The sequence below is a fragment of the Lacticaseibacillus camelliae DSM 22697 = JCM 13995 genome (assembly GCF_001436615.1).
Taxonomy (GTDB): Bacteria; Bacillota; Bacilli; order Lactobacillales; family Lactobacillaceae; genus Lacticaseibacillus; species Lacticaseibacillus camelliae.
Window position 1 is genome coordinate 1 of record NZ_AYZJ01000016.1, and the last position, 15,707, is coordinate 15,707.

Genomic DNA, 15,707 nt, shown 5'->3' on the forward strand with positions numbered 1-15,707 from the left:
AGACGGTTACGCCATCGGTCGCCAGGGCAAGTCCCCTACTGCCACAGCACTGAAAAATCAGGCTTTCACCAAGGGATACGAGCAAGGCGTAACGGATAGAAACAAAGTAATGAACGCCACGGCGGCAGCTCTAGCTCAACAGCGGCAAGATCAGGCCAACACCACTTTTAATGAATTTAAAAAGCAGGAAGCCCAAGCACTGTCGGATAAGTACTCGTTTAATAAAACTCAAGTAGGTACGCCAGAATCCATTACAATTGATGAATTAAAACAAGCCGGGTTTGATGCCAATGGTTTACCCTTAGTTAAGACTCGTACAGTTGTTGGCGACCCCCTTTTTGTCACAAAGGATCAGCTCCGCCAGGCAGGCTATGACGATAATGGGTGGGCGCTAGTTAAAGCTCCTACCAAAACTGACGCACCAGCTTCAATCACAAAAAAGCAACCCCAGAAAACGGTAGCAATGAGTAAACCAATCAGAAAGACATTGCCACAAACTGGTAGCACCAACAATGTGGTTGCGGCTAGTGTTGGCGCATTATCAGTCCTTGGGGCATTGTTTGGCATGGCTGGAAATCAGCGCAAGCACATCTAAACACTAGAAACGCAAAATTTTAACTCCCCTTACATTTTCTTCTTACACCAATAGCCTCATTCCATTTTTATGGGATGAGGTTTTCGTTTGGCGCAACTTTAAACTACTACTTTTACAATTTAGCTACCCCGTCCGGCGAAGATTGCGCTGAACAATCGCTTATCACAATCTGCTTAACGCATCACATACAAGTCGAATATGATTGAAATAATCAGCAAGGCTCACAGGCTTAACACTAGAGCAACTGCTTCATGTATCTGACCACGACTATCACGCCAGGATACCGCCTGGTGAGGATCTTGCTTAAAGCTCACCTTGGCATAAACATGCAGTGCGACCTCATTTGCTGCATCAACTTCAATCACCACATGTTTCGCGCCCTGTGCACGCGCCACTATGGGCAGATGCTCGCGCAGTACTTGGCTACCAAAGCCATTTTGCTGGCAACTGAAATCCCCAATCGTGATATCAAACGTCAACGCATCCGAAGTTTTCATACTGTAAATGAATTCACCGATTGGCCGATCGTCGAGTAGGATGATATCCCACCCGGCGCCTGGCCGCGCCATATCGCGTGCGACCGTTGCGGCAATCTGATCAGTGGTTTTACTTATCCCCTCGGGAAAACCCACCGGCGCCATCACCCGGGGATCCCTGTACCAAGCCGCCATCACAGGATAGTCATCGGGTCTCACGGATCGGTATGATAATCTTCTCATCAACAACTCCCCTTTTCGAATAACCAGACAAATCTTCCGTTAAGGCAGGATGATTGTGCAGGCTCATAGTCGAGTTCTCCTTGTTGTGGTGATTCCATTCTACAAAGACTAAAGCGATGGACTTTTCTATTTAGTTAATTTGTTGCACTTGTGGTGTAAATCCTCGACGCATCATTCCAACTAGTTTCAATGATGTGACATCTCTTAGCTAAGCGTTGGGAAACCGAATTACAACCCGTTATAACGCTCGTAAGAGTCGCTCAGAAGCTCTCCCTGATCAATTTGGCATGGTTTACCATACCACAGCGCATAATAGGCCCGCCCTACGGTGATTAGGCAGAAGCACAAACATAGCCACGCACTCAAGAAGACGACATATTTCAGAATTTTTGGATAGTTGGGCACTGAGTTACTGCTTACTGGTTCGTTCTAATTTAAACATAGTGGCGACTGTCCCCAACCATAAAATCAGTGATATAAACCCCGTATGGACAACATGCGACATTAGAACAGACACAATGAGACACCAAAAGGGCAAGCCTTTGTAAAATTTTGGGTTAAACTTTATTTTCATCGTAGGCGCCCCTATTGCCGTAGTAACCGCTTCATACCGAATTGTACACCGCGTTCACAATCAATGCAGTATCAATTAATTAGGGAGTTTAGCTCGCTCCCCTGTCTGCAGAAATGCGATTAACCTCAGACGGGGATCCGGTCGTATGGTCCCGATATCCGGAATAATCCTAGATCACTCGCGCGAGAGGGTGTACGCTTCAGAAACCTGTAAAAATCTGACACCCGCGCATGATCCTACCTGCAATAACCTGCACTCGTAGCAATGAGCACCCATTTATCTCTTAGGTAGCGCGTAGTCGGAATGAACTCCCTAGCTCCGCTATCCCACAAATAAGCCCAGAAAACGCGACCTGGGGGGATTCTAGGACTCAATAATTATCTAAACAAAAAACGCGTGACCTGTGAAAGGCCGCGCATCCCCGCTCGCTAATCGGATTTTCATTCTAAAAATCGCAAGAGTCGCTCTTTTGAATAGCCCGCTGTATCTCGGTAACTTTCCGCGAAATAAAAACGCGGTGCACCGGGCTTTATATAGCCACATGCACCACGATAATGTTGCTTTCTGGGTGGTCAGGGGAAACGTAACTGTTTCACATGAAACGCCTTAACCATGCACCCTAGAGCTGTTACCAACCAGCCTTAAAACTCCCGTGGTTTTCTCTGTGGTTTTCTAATTCAATTTTGCATATATTTGGCAAGTGCAGCAGTGGCCTCCGATTCTTGTTTCGCGCTGACATGAGCATACACGCCAAGCGTAATAGTCGGATCAGTGTGCCCGACCAACTTCTGTACCGAAGTGACAGGAACGCCGGCAATCAACAAGTTTGATATAAAACTGTGCCGAAACCCGTGGATAGTGATCCTTGGGGTGAGGTCATTATCATCTTGAATTTTATGCAGACGCTTTGAGGGCGTGTTCAATGACTGATAACCGTTTTTAGTATTGGTAAACAACAACTGGTCAGGCCCAATAGTATTGATGCCCAGTCTTAAGAACGATTTCTGCTGAATTCTGCGCCATCGCTTCAAGTACGCAATCGTTTGGTTGTCTACCGGAATTGTACGCCGCCCCGCTCGCGTCTTTGGCGCCTGAACTATTTGCCGTCCCTTATCGCCTTGCGTCAGTGTCTTGTTGACCTTCACGCTGTTGTCTTTGAAACTGACATCGTTCCAAGTCAACGCTAGTAACTCACCACGTCGAACACCGGTATAGGCTAATACCCTAAACATGACGAAAATGTCGAAGTGAGCTGCTTGGTCAATGCAAGAAAAGAAATGATTCATCTGTTCCTTAGTCCAGAAGTTCTCAGGCTCATCACCCGCTAGATCGTCATGGTGCGGTAGCACAACGGCTTTGGCTGGATTCTTGTCCATGTACCCTTGCCGAACTGCATAGTCCATAACCGATGAAACATAGTTATACCAACGCTTATAGTTCGCTGACGTGAACTCGAACCACTGTTTGACAGCCTTCTGAACGTCCTTAGTGGTTATAGTGGCGATCCGCTTATCACCAAATGCCGGTAGAATATGGTTGTCAAACATGCCAGCCGTTCGGGCCCACGTAGATTCTCTTACCGTATTAATATAGTTTCCATACCACTCCTCATATACATCCCGAAAGAACACGGGTGTTGGCTTTTCTTCTTCTAAGTCACCGTTGCTGATTGCTAGTTCAAGTCTAGCTGCTGCAACAGTGGCTTCTCTTTTTGTCTTGAACCCTCGCCGCACCTTGTACTTCTTGTGGCCAGTCTGTGGATCATTACCAGCAAAGACCTGAACGCGCCAGAACTCTTTGCCGTCTTTCGTTGCGTACTTTTTAATTGATGCCATATTCTTCTCCTATCCGTCACGCTGGGCAGGCGGTGTTAGATTGGAGAGTTTTACTCAAATTCGAGTAAAAGGTGGCGGCCGAGTTATCGGCCACGATAACTACGAATTGGTTATAAATTATTCCTCCGGAGGATCTGGTTCTTTGTCGAGTTTTTCCAAATATTTTTGAGCGACGTCCCAGCCCTTTCGATCGGAAAGCCTCATGAACTCTAATACTTGTTTTGGAAGAACGTCGTACGGTTCTTCATAATCCAAAGAATCGACTATTTGCTGCTTAACGTTTTCTCGCTTCTTTCTCTCTTTAGAGTATTCATTAAGCATTTTATACTCAGACGAAGCATATCTAACTAATCCATCTACCTCGTCAAGAAGATTTTTATATTGACCATCGGTGAACAAATCTAAATGATTTAACAGCCATAGTGACAGTTCTAGAACAGTTTCTTTCGACAAATTATCATAATAAATCTTCTTATCGTGAAACTTTGTTAGCAAATCTATTACATCTTCAGTTGAGGAAAACGAATAGTCTCGTTTATCAGTATGCATTAATAAATAGTCTAACGAGACATTAAAAAAATCAGCAATTTCTTCCCATAATCCAAGTTGAGGGTTTCTTTTTCCTGTTTCGTATTGGCTTAAAGTGTTGTCTCGAACGTTAAGAATTTTCCCCAATTGTTTAAGCGTCAATCCCTTTTCATTACGTAAAAGTGCAAGCCTATTTTCCACGAATTCACCTTCTTTCAAAGTTGATAATAGCACATTGACTCACAGCATGTGATTTCATTTGACATTCACGATATGTGAGTTTATGATATTCTCATATTGTGAGTGAAAGGGGGCGAATTCAAATGGCTTCAATGAAAGCAGAACTATTGTTGTCCGAGGACTTCGACAAGCAGCTACAAGGCCGTATTCATCAGGAAGTGATCCAAGCGGTTAGCGAGCTTGCACCACGGCATGAAGAATCCAAAAAGTTGAACATCGGACAAGCAGCAGTTTATGCCGGTGTTGCTCGTAACACACTGTTGTCTTGGACTAGAAAAGGTTTGCCGATGCAAGTGGTTGGTGGCGTTAAGCGGATCAATACCGTAGACATCGACAACTACATGAAGAACAACGGCAAATAATCACGCTGGGCAGGCGGCAAATTGTAAGCAACTTATGACAGGCGCAGGAGCGTCAGGAAGGCACAACATCATGAAGCTATTCAGTAAAGAAGAGATGGCACTAGACCGCGAACTCGGAGACTTGATGGACGACATTAACCTCAACATTCTGGCCATTACAGAAGACAGCAATGTCACGGTTGGCGGTAAGTATGTCCCCAACAGTGAGCTGGCAATCACGGCTGCAAAAGAGCTGCTGCGGGTATCGGAGATCCTAAAGCTGTATGAAAACGAGGAGGCCGCTGATGATTAATCTCATTGCGTGGCTACTAAGCCACCCGCTCACCGTCCCGGCACTCTGCATGGCATTCCTGATTGGGGCTGTCTGCGGTGCTTACGTTCAATTCTCGGAGGACGATCGTCATGCCGAAAATGGTTAGCACAAGGTTCGGATTTCAGTGGCGAGACTACGTGCAAGCCGATGCCGAGTGTGATCGGTACTGGCAAGCGCAAAAAGCCGAAAAGCGCTCACTGATTGAAGCCACAAAAAAATCGCCAAGAGCGGCAACTCAAGGCGAGAAGAAGACAAGCGAAAAGATCTATATTCCTTTTTAGCTTGCCTCTAGTTAGATGCTTTTGTCAAGGAAAATGGAGGCAATTTATGATGGATATTAATGATTTGGGAGAAGTTAACGTAATTCTAACAGACGCAAGCAACATTGGCCTAGCACTATCTGACAAAATTCAGGCTCTGTATGATTTATCAAGTGGCGGTATTAACAAAAAAGATGAAGGACGCGTGCTCTTAGAAGTGACGCGTTCAAGTGGTACGTACGAAGCTTTACTTAGCTGCATGATGGACAAGATCATCGACAGCCGTCGGTTGCTAGAAGCTGGTATGAAGCAAGGTGGTGATCCCGATGCCGACAATGCTTGAGATGGCCCTCTCATACCAGCAACACGGCTTTGCCGTCTATCCCCTAGCACCAGGCACCAGAACACCGCTCAAAGGCTCACACGGGTATAAGGATGCTACCACGGACCCTAAGCAAGCCGAGGCATGGTGGGGTGAACACCCGGACTACAATATCGGCCTAGGACTTGACGGCATGCTGGTATTCGACATTGACATGGGCCACAAGAGTGCCGCTGATGGCAATGAATCGCTGGCAAAACTAAGCGCTGATGGGCGCGCTGGCCAGATACCGTCTACCTATATTGAAACTACCCCAAACGGTGGACTTCATATGTTCTTCACCTATCCCAAGAATATCAAGCTAACTAGTCGGGCCGATCTGTTCTCCAAGTCTGGAGAGAAAACCGGTCTCGATTACACGGCGCTGGGCGTGCCGGTTTTTCCTAGCATTCGCGAGAACGGCATGTATCAACCACTTAAAGGGCACAAGATCACCAAGCTATCACCCGCGCCTCAGTGGTTACTTACTGAGATTCAGCGTGTCAACCATCCGAACCCGAATCTGGGTTCCGCTGCTTACACAGGAAAGCGCTGGTCCGGTCGCCTGCTCGACGAGATGGTAGCCGGTACTGGAAATGGAAACCGCAACGACTTCTTAACTAGGATTGCTGGCAAGCTGTTCTTTACGGGTGCAGACCCAGTAACAGTGTATAACTTGCTGTTTACCACTAACGACAGCTACTTAGACAGCCCACTACCAGAAGCCGAAGTGAACAAGATTTTCAAGTCAGTATTGAAAGCCGAAGAGAGGAGGCGTGCCGTTGGTTAAAACAATGCCAGAAGATATTAAAGAGGAAGCTGACAAAGTGGTCAGTGTCGACTTTTCGGGCAAAGAGAAGTGGCGAGAAGAACTCAAGGTTGACGGTAACGGTGGGATCAAGAAAGATTCAGTCGTCAACCTACAACTGCTAATAGAACATGATCCTAGCTTTGCCGGAGTGATTGCATGGGACGACTTCTCAGAGTTACTCATCAAGACCAAAGGCGCAAAAGGATTACCAATCCGCAAAGGATTCTGGACCGATGAAGACGATGCTATCGTCCGCTCATACATTGAACGCAAGCACAATATATTGTTCAGTAAGCAAAACGAACAAGACGCGATGGTCAACATTGGCAAAGAGCAGTCGATCAACCCGGTTAAAGACTGGATCGAAACGGAACAATGGGACGGCACCCCGAGAGCTGAACGGTACTTCATCGACTACCTAGGTGCCGAGGACAGCGAATATACACGCATCGTGACGCGCAAGTGGTTAGCTGGTGCAGTGAAACGAGTCTACAAGCCCGGTTGCAAGTTTGAGCTCGTTCCAATTCTCGAAGGCAAACAAGGGCTAGGCAAGAGCACCGCTGCTCGTAACTTATTCCCGGAGAAGTTCAGCGATTCACTGAAATCGATGGGCAAGACCGATGAGGATTACAAGAAACTACAAGGCAACTGGGTCATGGAACTCGGTGAGCTTTCCGCTATGAAAAAGACCGAGATTGAATCAGCTAAGAGTTTCATTAGCGCCCAGTCTGATTCATATCGCGGCAGTTATAGCCATTACGTATACCCACACTTACGCAAGTGTGTATTCATTGGTAGCACTAATCAACAGGACTATTTGAAAGACGCCACTGGTGAACGTCGTTTCTTCCCTATCAGATGTGGCGTTACAAAGCCCACAAAGGTGGTGTGGCGCAATGAAGAAAGCGTGCCGAAGATCAACCACGATGTACATCAGGTACTGGCAGAGGTCAAAACATGGGTGGATGCAGGTGAGAGTGTCTTTGCTGACGATAAGCTGATGCAACTGGCGAAACCATATCAACAGGAAGCAGAGACCGTGGACCCGATGAAAGAGGCCATTGAGGACTTCCTCAACATGAAAGTACCGTCGAATTGGGAAAAGCTGTCATTGAGCCTAAAAGCCAGCTTCTTTCACACGCATATTGACCATAACGGCGATGTTGCTACTTGGTTACAACAGCACTTAGACGCCGGTGAATTACAACCACTGCAACAAACCACAACAAGAGAAATCATGGAAGTGGTGTTTGACAAGTCAGTGGATCGTTACCTGATGGGGCGTACAAACTCTGACGCAAAACGGATCAAGCTCATTATGGACAACATGGAAGGCTGGCAAGCGCAAAGGTTACGCATCCACGGAAACCGGCCACATGGGTATGTGCGGATATAGTTTTCTAGTTTCTAACGTGGTCCACGTGGTCCACGTGGTCAATCCCAGGCACAGCAATGGATTGCGAGTTTTGCCTACGTGGGCTATACGTGGTCCATGCGTGGTCCACCATTTACAGCTAATAAACTGGACCGGGTATGGACCGGGTATGGACCACGTAAGCTGTAACTCAAAACGCCGATATACCGGCGTTTGCCCGGGTGGACCACGTGGACCACGTAAAAGACAAACAAGTTTAAAACTATACGCGAGGAGAAATTAAAATGACAAAAACAGCATATCGCAGAGCAGCACTCTTAGACGTTAACCACGATCGGGACAAGTGGACTGAACTCGGGGCGCTTGTGAAGGAACACTACGTAGTGCGCAGCATGACACCAAAAGATTGGTTCATCATTGTTAAGCAACGTGAAGGCTATGAAATCGAAGTATATCCAACGTTTGAAATATCAGATGGTTTTCAATTCTCACACGTTAACCTATTGACACGATCTTCATATGGAAGCATTAGCCATATTGCATACCATGAACTTTGTTTCTCAGCAAGTGACACCATTAGTTCAATTGAACGCATGATTGATCTTGTCAAGGATAAGAGATATTAGGAGCGTTAATCACATGAAGAACTATTCAATTGCCCGCCTGAACAAGGTGGCTGAAATCGGTAAGACAGTTAACCACAGGACTGGCGCAGGTATTAACATCTCTACATTTGAGCCGACTGGAACCCTGTTCTATGGATCATATAACCGCACCGTTACACAGACCTACCAGATCACTGGCACAGACTTAGAGGACACCATCGCCATCGTGGTACGTCACACTGACGCGCTAGACGACAGCATGATGATAAAGCTGAACAGCGCACTGTACACAATTAAGTCTATTGCCTATGACGATGATCCGAACGCGTTCGATATTGTGACGCTCAAGAAGACAACCAAAGGAGCTTAGAACTATGAAAGAATTTGAAGTAGCAGGAACAGAGAAAGAGGTCAACCGCATGCTGACAGCATTCTTTGCGATTCATTCGGTAGAGGTCAAAAGTATTCAGGTATATCAGGAGCCAGCAAATAAACTTCTAGAAATGGAACACCACAAGCTAGTAGTCAGCGTCTACTATGTCGACCAGCAACAAGCAGGCGTATTGGCATGATCATGAAGCTATGTAACCACGCTGGGTGCAACACCATGGTGCCGTTCAATCAACGGTACTGTGACAAGCACCAGCCAGAACCGCGAGCGTCCGACAACGAACGCTATGCACACCGCAAAGAGATCGGTGGTCGCTACTTCCAATTCTACAAGTCCAAGTCATGGCGCAAGCTGTCGTATTCCTATCGCCTAGCACATCCGCTGTGTGAACGATGCAAGGCCAACGGCTTATACGTGCAAGCCGACGTCGTAGATCATATTGTACCGATACGTGTGGACTGGAGCCGACGCTTCGACGAGAGCAACCTACAAAGCTTGTGCAACACTTGCCATGGCGTGAAGACGAAAGTCGAAGACGCCGCACGCTATCCCCATCTAGTTATGGGGGCTAGGTCATGCAGTCATGGGGACCAAGCATCCCAGATTAACCATTGAAAATCAGTGATTACCGTAATTAATTATGTAAACTAGAAAATTCGTGTTATAATTAGATTAGATAAGTCTGATCCAAATTATAAAGAAAGGACGCGATAGCAATGGGCGCACCGCTTAAATCCATTACCCAAATGCGTGGCACGATGAGCAAGAAGAAGCTCGCCGATCGGCGCGACATGGAAGAATCATTATTTACCTATCAAGAATTAGTTGAGCAGCCCCCTGCATGGCTTGATGACTATGCCGTGACCGAGTGGCAACGTATTGTGCCGTTACTCAAGAAAGACATTCCAGTGAGCGAACTGGACGCTGCCCTGATTGCCAGTCACTGCCAAGCCTATTCTGACATTCAGAAAGCGGCCGAGCTTGTAAAAGAGCAAGGCATGACGGTTGAAACCACTGATAGCGTGAAAGCCAATCCGGCCGTGAAGATGAAGCTAGATGCCACGAACCAGATGATCCGCATCGATGACTTGCTGGGTCTATCCGTCTACAGCCGGGCTAAGTTAGCAGTGAAGAGCGAGACTAAGAAGAAGCCTGACGACCCGTTCGCGGAGTTGATAGCCCAATGAACTATGCGACTGAATATACCGACAAGGTAATAAGCGGCGACATCGTGGCCGGCAAGAAAATCAAGCAAGCTGCAAGACGTTATCGGCGAGACCTAAAAGCCAGCAAGCGCAAGAAGAACCCATGGCCGTATTACTTCGATGAGGACTTTGCCAACAAAGCCATTGAATTCATCGAACTGATGCCGGCACGTGATGGGTCACCACTCAAGTTAGAGCTGTTTCAGAAGTGGTTGATTTCAGAGCTGTTCGGCTGGCGTGATAAGGAAACCGGCAACCGCCGGTATGATCGAGCCTACATCAGCATGGCACGCAAGAATGGTAAGAGCTTCCTGATGGCTGATCTAGGTGCGTTGTATCTCCTCAGGGAGAACAAGCCAGCCATGAACCGAGAGATCGTCTATACAGCCAACAGCAACGCTCAAGCACACTTAGCATTCGATATGTTGTCTAGCGGCTTACGTCAAGTTTGGAAAGTTTCTACCTCTGTGCGAGAACGTTTGAAGATTAACCGCAACGAGATCATTGACTTGCCGAGCAACAGCCGAGCCGTGCCGCTTGCGTCTGATCTGCACAGCCTAGATGGCTATCAAAGTGACTTGGCTATTATTGATGAATTCGCCTTAGCTCGTACCGATGAGATTCTACGAACACTCAAATCTGGCCAGATCAACAGTGATAACAGTTTACTAGCCGTCATCTCAACGACGGGGCCAGACATGAACGGCCCAATGTATAAGGAATACAAATTCGTTTCCAAAATCTTAACCGGTCGCGAACAAGCTGATCGGTATTTTATTGCCATTTTTGAGCAGGATAGCAAAGACGAAGCCTTTTCACCAGAGACTTGGGAGAAGTCCAATCCACTACTGGCCAATGCTGAAAGAGCAAGGACAATGCGGCCTAGCCTGCAAGCAGACGTGGACCTGTCAGCCAAGCAAGGAACATTGCGACCGATCCTCGTCAAGAATTTCAACATGTGGCAATCAGCTAGAGCAGACAGCTACATCAGTCTGGACGACTGGGAGAAAGCTACTATCGAGCCGCCAGACACCAAAGGAAAAGACGTGTATATCGGGCTGGACCTCTCCAAGTCTAGTGACCTGACCAGCATCTCATGGCTAGTTCCAGAAGATGGCTACCTGTATGCTGACAGCCATTCATTCGTGGGGACTAAGTACGGACTGGAAGAGAAAATCAAACGTGACGGGTTCGATTACATCAGTGGCGCCAGTCGCGGCGAGTGCAGCATTACCAAACTCGACAGCGGCATGATCGACTATGACGAGGTGCTACGCTTCATTCTCGACATAATCGAGCGGAACCACTGGAGTGTGCGCGCCATCTGTTACGATCCGTGGTCATTCGGCTACCTACTGCCAGAATTTGAGAAACGAGACTTGCCAATGGTTGAGGTACGCCAAGGCCAGCGCACGCTGTCAATACCGACTGTGCGGTTCCGTGATGATCTATTTAACGGCCTCCTAAAGCACGCAGACAACCAACTACTGGCCTATGCGGTGAACAACGCCATTCTAAAGTATGACGCCAACAACAACCCGATCATCGACAAGGCACACAATGCGACACGGATCGACCCCATAGCGGCTTTGATGAATGCCTACACCATTGCCATGGATCAAAACAAAGAAAGCGAGGTAGCGGACAATGACTTTTATTCGGGCGATGACTTCAGCTTTTAACGCACAGACCGTGCTATTACTGCTAGGCATGATCTGTATCGTCACTGGTATCTGGTGGCTGTTCGGGTGTGGCGTTGGCATGGTAGCAATCGGCGCAGCCCTGATCGCCATCGCAGTCATCATCAACTTCAACAAAGGGAGGTGAAACAATGAGCTTTTTCACGAATGACACAACACAACCTCGCGATGACAACAGCGAACCGTTCCTAGATGCCCTTGTCAGCATGACGAGCAACGACAGCGGCGTTTATGTGGGCGTTCATGCTTTGCGAAACTCGGACGTATTTACGGCGGTGCGCGTGATTGCCAGCGACCTCGCGACTAACCCGATTGAATACAATGACAAGCGTATCAGCGGGTTACTCAACAAGGCCCCTAACGATCACATGACAGCATGGTCGTTCAAGTTTGCCCTAGTGGCCAACATGCTGCTGAATGGTAATAGCTTCGCACGCGTTACTAAGAACCCTAGCGGACAAGTCACCGGCTTCGAGTTTGTTCCAAACAGCCAAATGGTGGTCAAGCAAGACGATACGACCGGCATTATCAGCTACACGTATACGCCCCAGAATGGTCGCTCACAGCGTTTAAGCGCCAACGAGGTATTGCACTTCAAGTGCTTCACACAAGACGGATACAAGGGCCTATCGCCTCTTTACAGCTTGCATGATGAAGTTCGGGTGCAACATGCGGGACACAAGCTACTCAAAGGCTTCTTCGATACCGGTGTCCAAGGGACTGGCATACTCAAGGTGAACAAGTCCCAGCTCGATGCCAAGGCCAAGGAGAATATCCGATCAAAGTTTGAGACTGCTAACAGCGGTGACAATGCCCTCAAGACCATCATTCTCGACAATGATATGGACTACAAGCAACTCGAAGTTAATACTGACGTGCTGAATCTAGTCAATTCTAGCGATTGGACAACGAAACAGATTGCCAAAGCGTTCGGCTTACCACTAGATCGATTAGGTATTGAGAGCGAGCACTCTAACGCCGTGCAATCAAACCTAGTCTATCTGCAAAACACGCTGGTGCAATACTTCACCTGCTTCACTAGTGAGATGGACGCCAAGCTGTCAACGGGTGACAACCGGTTTAGTTTTAACACAGACAAGCTGTTCAGTGCTGACCCCACGACGATGCAAGAACTAGCCATTAAGGGGCTGCAAGGCGGACTGCTGACCACCAATGAAGCACGCGCTAAGTTGAACCTGCCATCAATTCCCGGTGGAGATGAGATCATGGCCAGCCTGAACTATACGCCGCTAAGCAACCTTGTCACTTATCAAGATAAACAGAAAGGAAGTGCGTCAAATGAACAATGATGACGTAGAAAAGCGCCTGAATCCTGACGCTGATCTAACTGCCGCTGATCCTACCACAGCAGACGACAGCCAAGACCAAAAGGATCCAAGCACCGCACCAAATGATACACCCAAGAAGCTCACCGGCTATGCCGTAGTCTTCAATAGTCCAAGCAAGGATCTAGGTGGCTTTAAGGAAGTCGTCGATCCTAGTGCCTTCGATGGCGTGGATCTGTCAGACGTCTATCTGGTATCTGATCACGATTTTAGCAAGGTCCTCGCCAGCACTAAAGCCGGCACCCTACAACTTGACGTAGACGACAAGGGACTTCACTTTGAAGCTACTCTCCCCGACACCACCACCGCCAACGATGCGTACACGAACGTCCAAGCTGGAAACCTGTCAGCCATGAGCTTCACTTTCAACGCAGCACCCGATGGTGACACGTTCACTAAGGACGACAGTGGCCAAGTGATCCGTACCATCAAGCAAGTCAAGAGCCTGTTTGACGTCTCACTGGTAGCTATTCCAGCGTATGACGATACCAACGTCCAAGTGGACAAACGCAGCTACACCGAGTGGCTGAAAACTAATACTGAACAACCAGAAAAAGGAGATAAAACCATGACTGAAAAAACCATTATTGATAATGAAGAATACACCGCATCGCGGGCCTACGAAGACTACATTCGTAGCATGGGTGAGCAACGTGACGGCCTGACCACAACCACCGCCGGTGCTGTCGTCCCTCAAGAAGTCATTGAAGACGTCTGGAACCTCAAGAAATCCGACTATGACTTGGCTAAATACGTGACGGTAAAGCAAGTTGGTACCCCAGTCGGCACCTACCCGATCGCCCTCACCAACAACGGCGTACTGGCCACCAAGGAAGAACTCGCCGACGTTCCGGAGATCGATGCGACCCTGTTCCGCGGTGTCGATTACAAAGTCGCGACCCGTGCTGGCAAGATCTATCTGTCTAATGAACTGGTAGAAGACAGTGAAGTTGATATTGTTGCCGAGGTTAAGAATCAACTCAAGAAGCTGGTACAAAACACGGACAATAGCAACATTATCAGCGTTCTGACTGGCAAGACGGGCACCAACGATAACTTCAAGCACATCACCGGTACCGGCTTAGACGACATCAAGCAGACGTTCAACATCGAACTGGACCCGGCGCTGTCCCTGTCTGTGATCGTTAATCAGGACGCCTACAACTACCTTGACACCCTCAAGGACAGCGAAGGTCGCTACCTGCTTCAACCCTCTATCACGGCACCATCTGGCAAGCAGCTGTTCGGTGCACCGGTGATCGTGATTGCTAACAAAGTATTGCCGACTGATAAGGCGGGCACCTATCGGATCATCATCGGAGACTTTTCTCAAGCAATTTTCTTAGCCCAGAAGAACGAGGTCAACACCCAGTGGGAACGGTTCGACAGCTACAGCCAAGGGCTGGCCGTGGTCATTCGCAACGACTATGAAGTGGTTGATCCAGACGCTGCTCGAATTGTTGACATCACACCGGTAACCAAGCCAGCAGCTTAATGAAACAGTCTGGGGTGTACCTTGGGGTACGCCCTATTTTTATATAGGAGATGAGCACATGACTGTCACTACTGATAACATTAAAAATAGCCTGCGTGTGCAGACTGATACTGATGACACACTCATTCAAAACTACATTACAGCCGCTCAAGACTACGTCCACAATGCGGTAGACAGCACCGCAGACATTGCCAAGCTGGAAGAATATTCACAGTTCGACGTCGCCGTGGCGATGATGACCGAATTCTGGTATCAAAACCGGGGTGAGGTCAGCACGGCGAGTCAAGAACCACCGTATTCAGTGGTCAGCATGATCCAGCAGCTACGTGGCTTGTTCGCAGCAGACGTATAGTATCAATAACCAATAGATTATGATATAATTAAGACAGTCCTAGGCGATAAGCGGGTAGATCCGTTTTAACCGACGCACGGCATAGCTAACCGGTGGCGCATTTTACAGACCGTGGCTCATCATCGCGAAGCGTTTGTACTCCGTAGCCACAAAAATAGACAACTTCACCGGCAGATCGTTCTGCTTTGGAAGCTGACTACGTGACTTGCCGTTTTCATCTAGCGGGCAGAAATGCCCGTTTTTTTGTGTGCTGATAATCCGTTATGGGCAAGAGCCATCAGGATTTAAGGTCAATCTAATTGACCTGGAACAATGGAGTTCTGGAAAAGTCCTAAGTGGCTCAAATCCACTTTGAATACGGCGCTGACAGACGCGTTCTGACACAATTTCAACGACTGTTCCTTGAGGTACGGTCGTGGCTGCACTAGACAACGAATATCAGAACCAGTTACTGGCACAAAAATAGCCGTCCATGATGGACGGCCAGAACACCTATCAATCGTGAATCGAATCTTGCAATTTATCTCCAGCCTTGTCGATCCCCTTAGCTGCCCAAATTGTACCAGCTACCAAGACACCACCAACAAGAAAAGTGCTTGCTACCATGAACTTAAAAACCGATTTTAATGCGTCCATAGTC

At 47.9% G+C, this 15,707-nt stretch carries 21 protein-coding genes; 17 read left to right on the forward strand and 4 right to left on the reverse strand.

Annotated elements, in window-relative coordinates:
• The coding region (locus FC75_RS02405) for an LPXTG cell wall anchor domain-containing protein (protein WP_156403560.1) at positions 1 to 595 on the forward strand (595 nt) is incomplete at its 5' end.
• Positions 596 to 816: 221 nt separating this feature from the next.
• Here FC75_RS02405 and FC75_RS02410 read toward each other — a convergent pair.
• The 3 genes from FC75_RS02410 to FC75_RS02420 all read right to left on the reverse strand — a co-directional run bounded on the left by FC75_RS02410 (position 817) and on the right by FC75_RS02420 (position 4,452).
• Complete coding sequence (locus FC75_RS02410; RefSeq protein WP_056989030.1) at positions 817 to 1,314, reverse strand: GNAT family N-acetyltransferase; 498 nt, start codon at positions 1,312 to 1,314, stop codon at positions 817 to 819.
• A 1,251-nt stretch (positions 1,315 to 2,565) separates the two neighbouring features.
• Complete coding sequence (locus FC75_RS02415; protein WP_056989031.1) at positions 2,566 to 3,723, reverse strand: site-specific integrase; 1,158 nt, start codon at positions 3,721 to 3,723, stop codon at positions 2,566 to 2,568.
• A 117-nt stretch (positions 3,724 to 3,840) separates the two neighbouring features.
• Positions 3,841 to 4,452 carry a helix-turn-helix transcriptional regulator gene (locus tag FC75_RS02420; RefSeq protein ID WP_054662744.1) on the reverse strand — a complete coding sequence of 204 codons (612 nt, stop codon included), beginning with the start codon at positions 4,450 to 4,452 and terminating at the stop codon, positions 3,841 to 3,843.
• A 122-nt stretch (positions 4,453 to 4,574) separates the two neighbouring features.
• Here FC75_RS02420 and FC75_RS02425 point away from each other — a divergent pair, with 122 nt between their 5' ends.
• From FC75_RS02425 to FC75_RS02500, 16 genes are all read left to right on the forward strand, one after another.
• Entirely contained in the window at positions 4,575 to 4,853 is a 279-nt protein-coding gene (locus FC75_RS02425; protein ID WP_054662747.1) for a helix-turn-helix domain-containing protein, read from the forward strand.
• A gap of 70 nt (positions 4,854 to 4,923) precedes the next feature.
• Positions 4,924 to 5,145 (forward strand): hypothetical protein, encoded by a 222-nt coding sequence (locus FC75_RS02430; RefSeq protein ID WP_054662750.1) that lies wholly within the window; start codon positions 4,924 to 4,926, stop codon positions 5,143 to 5,145.
• A gap of 110 nt (positions 5,146 to 5,255) precedes the next feature.
• Entirely contained in the window at positions 5,256 to 5,447 is a 192-nt protein-coding gene (locus FC75_RS02435; protein ID WP_054662753.1) for a hypothetical protein, read from the forward strand.
• A gap of 46 nt (positions 5,448 to 5,493) precedes the next feature.
• Positions 5,494 to 5,769 (forward strand): hypothetical protein, encoded by a 276-nt coding sequence (locus tag FC75_RS02440; protein ID WP_056989032.1) that lies wholly within the window; start codon positions 5,494 to 5,496, stop codon positions 5,767 to 5,769.
• Positions 5,753 to 6,577 carry a bifunctional DNA primase/polymerase gene (locus FC75_RS02445; protein WP_056989033.1) on the forward strand — a complete coding sequence of 275 codons (825 nt, stop codon included), beginning with the start codon at positions 5,753 to 5,755 and terminating at the stop codon, positions 6,575 to 6,577. The genes FC75_RS02440 and FC75_RS02445 overlap by 17 nt, the downstream gene beginning before the upstream one ends.
• Entirely contained in the window at positions 6,570 to 7,994 is a 1,425-nt protein-coding gene (locus tag FC75_RS02450; protein ID WP_082397708.1) for a virulence-associated E family protein, read from the forward strand. The genes FC75_RS02445 and FC75_RS02450 overlap by 8 nt, the downstream gene beginning before the upstream one ends.
• Before the next feature lie 263 nt (positions 7,995 to 8,257).
• Positions 8,258 to 8,599, forward strand: a complete 342-nt coding sequence (locus FC75_RS02455; protein ID WP_054662756.1) for a hypothetical protein — start codon at positions 8,258 to 8,260, stop codon at positions 8,597 to 8,599.
• 13 nt (positions 8,600 to 8,612) lie between these two features.
• A complete protein-coding gene (locus FC75_RS02460) occupies positions 8,613 to 8,948 on the forward strand; it encodes a phage head closure protein (RefSeq protein ID WP_054662759.1) in 336 nt (111 codons plus the stop codon).
• Positions 8,949 to 8,952: 4 nt separating this feature from the next.
• Positions 8,953 to 9,150 carry a hypothetical protein gene (locus tag FC75_RS02465; protein ID WP_054662762.1) on the forward strand — a complete coding sequence of 66 codons (198 nt, stop codon included), beginning with the start codon at positions 8,953 to 8,955 and terminating at the stop codon, positions 9,148 to 9,150.
• On the forward strand, positions 9,147 to 9,584 hold the full coding sequence (locus tag FC75_RS02470; RefSeq protein ID WP_054662765.1) for an HNH endonuclease signature motif containing protein: 438 nt from the start codon (positions 9,147 to 9,149) through the stop codon (positions 9,582 to 9,584). The genes FC75_RS02465 and FC75_RS02470 overlap by 4 nt, the downstream gene beginning before the upstream one ends.
• A gap of 101 nt (positions 9,585 to 9,685) precedes the next feature.
• Positions 9,686 to 10,156 carry a phage terminase small subunit P27 family gene (locus FC75_RS02475; protein ID WP_054662768.1) on the forward strand — a complete coding sequence of 157 codons (471 nt, stop codon included), beginning with the start codon at positions 9,686 to 9,688 and terminating at the stop codon, positions 10,154 to 10,156.
• Positions 10,153 to 11,856, forward strand: a complete 1,704-nt coding sequence (locus FC75_RS02480; RefSeq protein WP_056989034.1) for a terminase large subunit — start codon at positions 10,153 to 10,155, stop codon at positions 11,854 to 11,856. The genes FC75_RS02475 and FC75_RS02480 overlap by 4 nt, the downstream gene beginning before the upstream one ends.
• Entirely contained in the window at positions 11,822 to 12,001 is a 180-nt protein-coding gene (locus FC75_RS02485) for a hypothetical protein (RefSeq protein WP_054662771.1), read from the forward strand. The genes FC75_RS02480 and FC75_RS02485 overlap by 35 nt, the downstream gene beginning before the upstream one ends.
• 4 nt (positions 12,002 to 12,005) lie before the next feature.
• Positions 12,006 to 13,184: a phage portal protein gene (locus FC75_RS02490; protein ID WP_054662774.1), complete on the forward strand. Its 1,179-nt coding sequence runs from the start codon at positions 12,006 to 12,008 to the stop codon at positions 13,182 to 13,184.
• Entirely contained in the window at positions 13,174 to 14,715 is a 1,542-nt protein-coding gene (locus tag FC75_RS02495) for a phage major capsid protein (RefSeq protein WP_056989035.1), read from the forward strand. The genes FC75_RS02490 and FC75_RS02495 overlap by 11 nt, the downstream gene beginning before the upstream one ends.
• Positions 14,716 to 14,773: 58 nt before the next feature.
• Complete coding sequence (locus tag FC75_RS02500; protein ID WP_054662777.1) at positions 14,774 to 15,067, forward strand: head-tail connector protein; 294 nt, start codon at positions 14,774 to 14,776, stop codon at positions 15,065 to 15,067.
• A 495-nt stretch (positions 15,068 to 15,562) separates the two neighbouring features.
• On the opposite strand, the gene FC75_RS12870 is transcribed toward FC75_RS02500, so the two are convergent.
• On the reverse strand, positions 15,563 to 15,703 hold the full coding sequence (locus tag FC75_RS12870; protein ID WP_125580446.1) for a hypothetical protein: 141 nt from the start codon (positions 15,701 to 15,703) through the stop codon (positions 15,563 to 15,565).
• Between the last annotated feature and the right edge of the window lie 4 nt (positions 15,704 to 15,707).

Excerpts from the sequence above, each read along its gene's own strand:
- FC75_RS02470 (WP_054662765.1), top strand. The coding sequence starts at position 9,147 with ATGATCATGAAGCTATGTAACCACGCTGGGTGCAACACCATGGTGCCG.
- FC75_RS02475 (WP_054662768.1), top strand. The coding sequence starts at position 9,686 with ATGGGCGCACCGCTTAAATCCATTACCCAAATGCGTGGCACGATGAGC.
- FC75_RS02500 (WP_054662777.1), top strand. The coding sequence starts at position 14,774 with ATGACTGTCACTACTGATAACATTAAAAATAGCCTGCGTGTGCAGACT.
- FC75_RS02415 (WP_056989031.1), bottom strand. The coding sequence starts at position 3,723 with ATGGCATCAATTAAAAAGTACGCAACGAAAGACGGCAAAGAGTTCTGG.
- FC75_RS02445 (WP_056989033.1), top strand. The coding sequence starts at position 5,753 with ATGCCGACAATGCTTGAGATGGCCCTCTCATACCAGCAACACGGCTTT.
- FC75_RS02490 (WP_054662774.1), top strand. The coding sequence starts at position 12,006 with ATGAGCTTTTTCACGAATGACACAACACAACCTCGCGATGACAACAGC.
- FC75_RS02495 (WP_056989035.1), top strand. The coding sequence starts at position 13,174 with ATGAACAATGATGACGTAGAAAAGCGCCTGAATCCTGACGCTGATCTA.
- FC75_RS02485 (WP_054662771.1), top strand. The coding sequence starts at position 11,822 with ATGACTTTTATTCGGGCGATGACTTCAGCTTTTAACGCACAGACCGTG.
- FC75_RS02440 (WP_056989032.1), top strand. The coding sequence starts at position 5,494 with ATGATGGATATTAATGATTTGGGAGAAGTTAACGTAATTCTAACAGAC.
- FC75_RS12870 (WP_125580446.1), bottom strand. The coding sequence starts at position 15,703 with ATGGACGCATTAAAATCGGTTTTTAAGTTCATGGTAGCAAGCACTTTT.
- FC75_RS02465 (WP_054662762.1), top strand. The coding sequence starts at position 8,953 with ATGAAAGAATTTGAAGTAGCAGGAACAGAGAAAGAGGTCAACCGCATG.
- FC75_RS02425 (WP_054662747.1), top strand. The coding sequence starts at position 4,575 with ATGGCTTCAATGAAAGCAGAACTATTGTTGTCCGAGGACTTCGACAAG.
- FC75_RS02480 (WP_056989034.1), top strand. The coding sequence starts at position 10,153 with ATGAACTATGCGACTGAATATACCGACAAGGTAATAAGCGGCGACATC.
- FC75_RS02430 (WP_054662750.1), top strand. The coding sequence starts at position 4,924 with ATGAAGCTATTCAGTAAAGAAGAGATGGCACTAGACCGCGAACTCGGA.
- FC75_RS02460 (WP_054662759.1), top strand. The coding sequence starts at position 8,613 with ATGAAGAACTATTCAATTGCCCGCCTGAACAAGGTGGCTGAAATCGGT.
- FC75_RS02455 (WP_054662756.1), top strand. The coding sequence starts at position 8,258 with ATGACAAAAACAGCATATCGCAGAGCAGCACTCTTAGACGTTAACCAC.
- FC75_RS02435 (WP_054662753.1), top strand. The coding sequence starts at position 5,256 with ATGCCGAAAATGGTTAGCACAAGGTTCGGATTTCAGTGGCGAGACTAC.
- FC75_RS02410 (WP_056989030.1), bottom strand. The coding sequence starts at position 1,314 with ATGAGAAGATTATCATACCGATCCGTGAGACCCGATGACTATCCTGTG.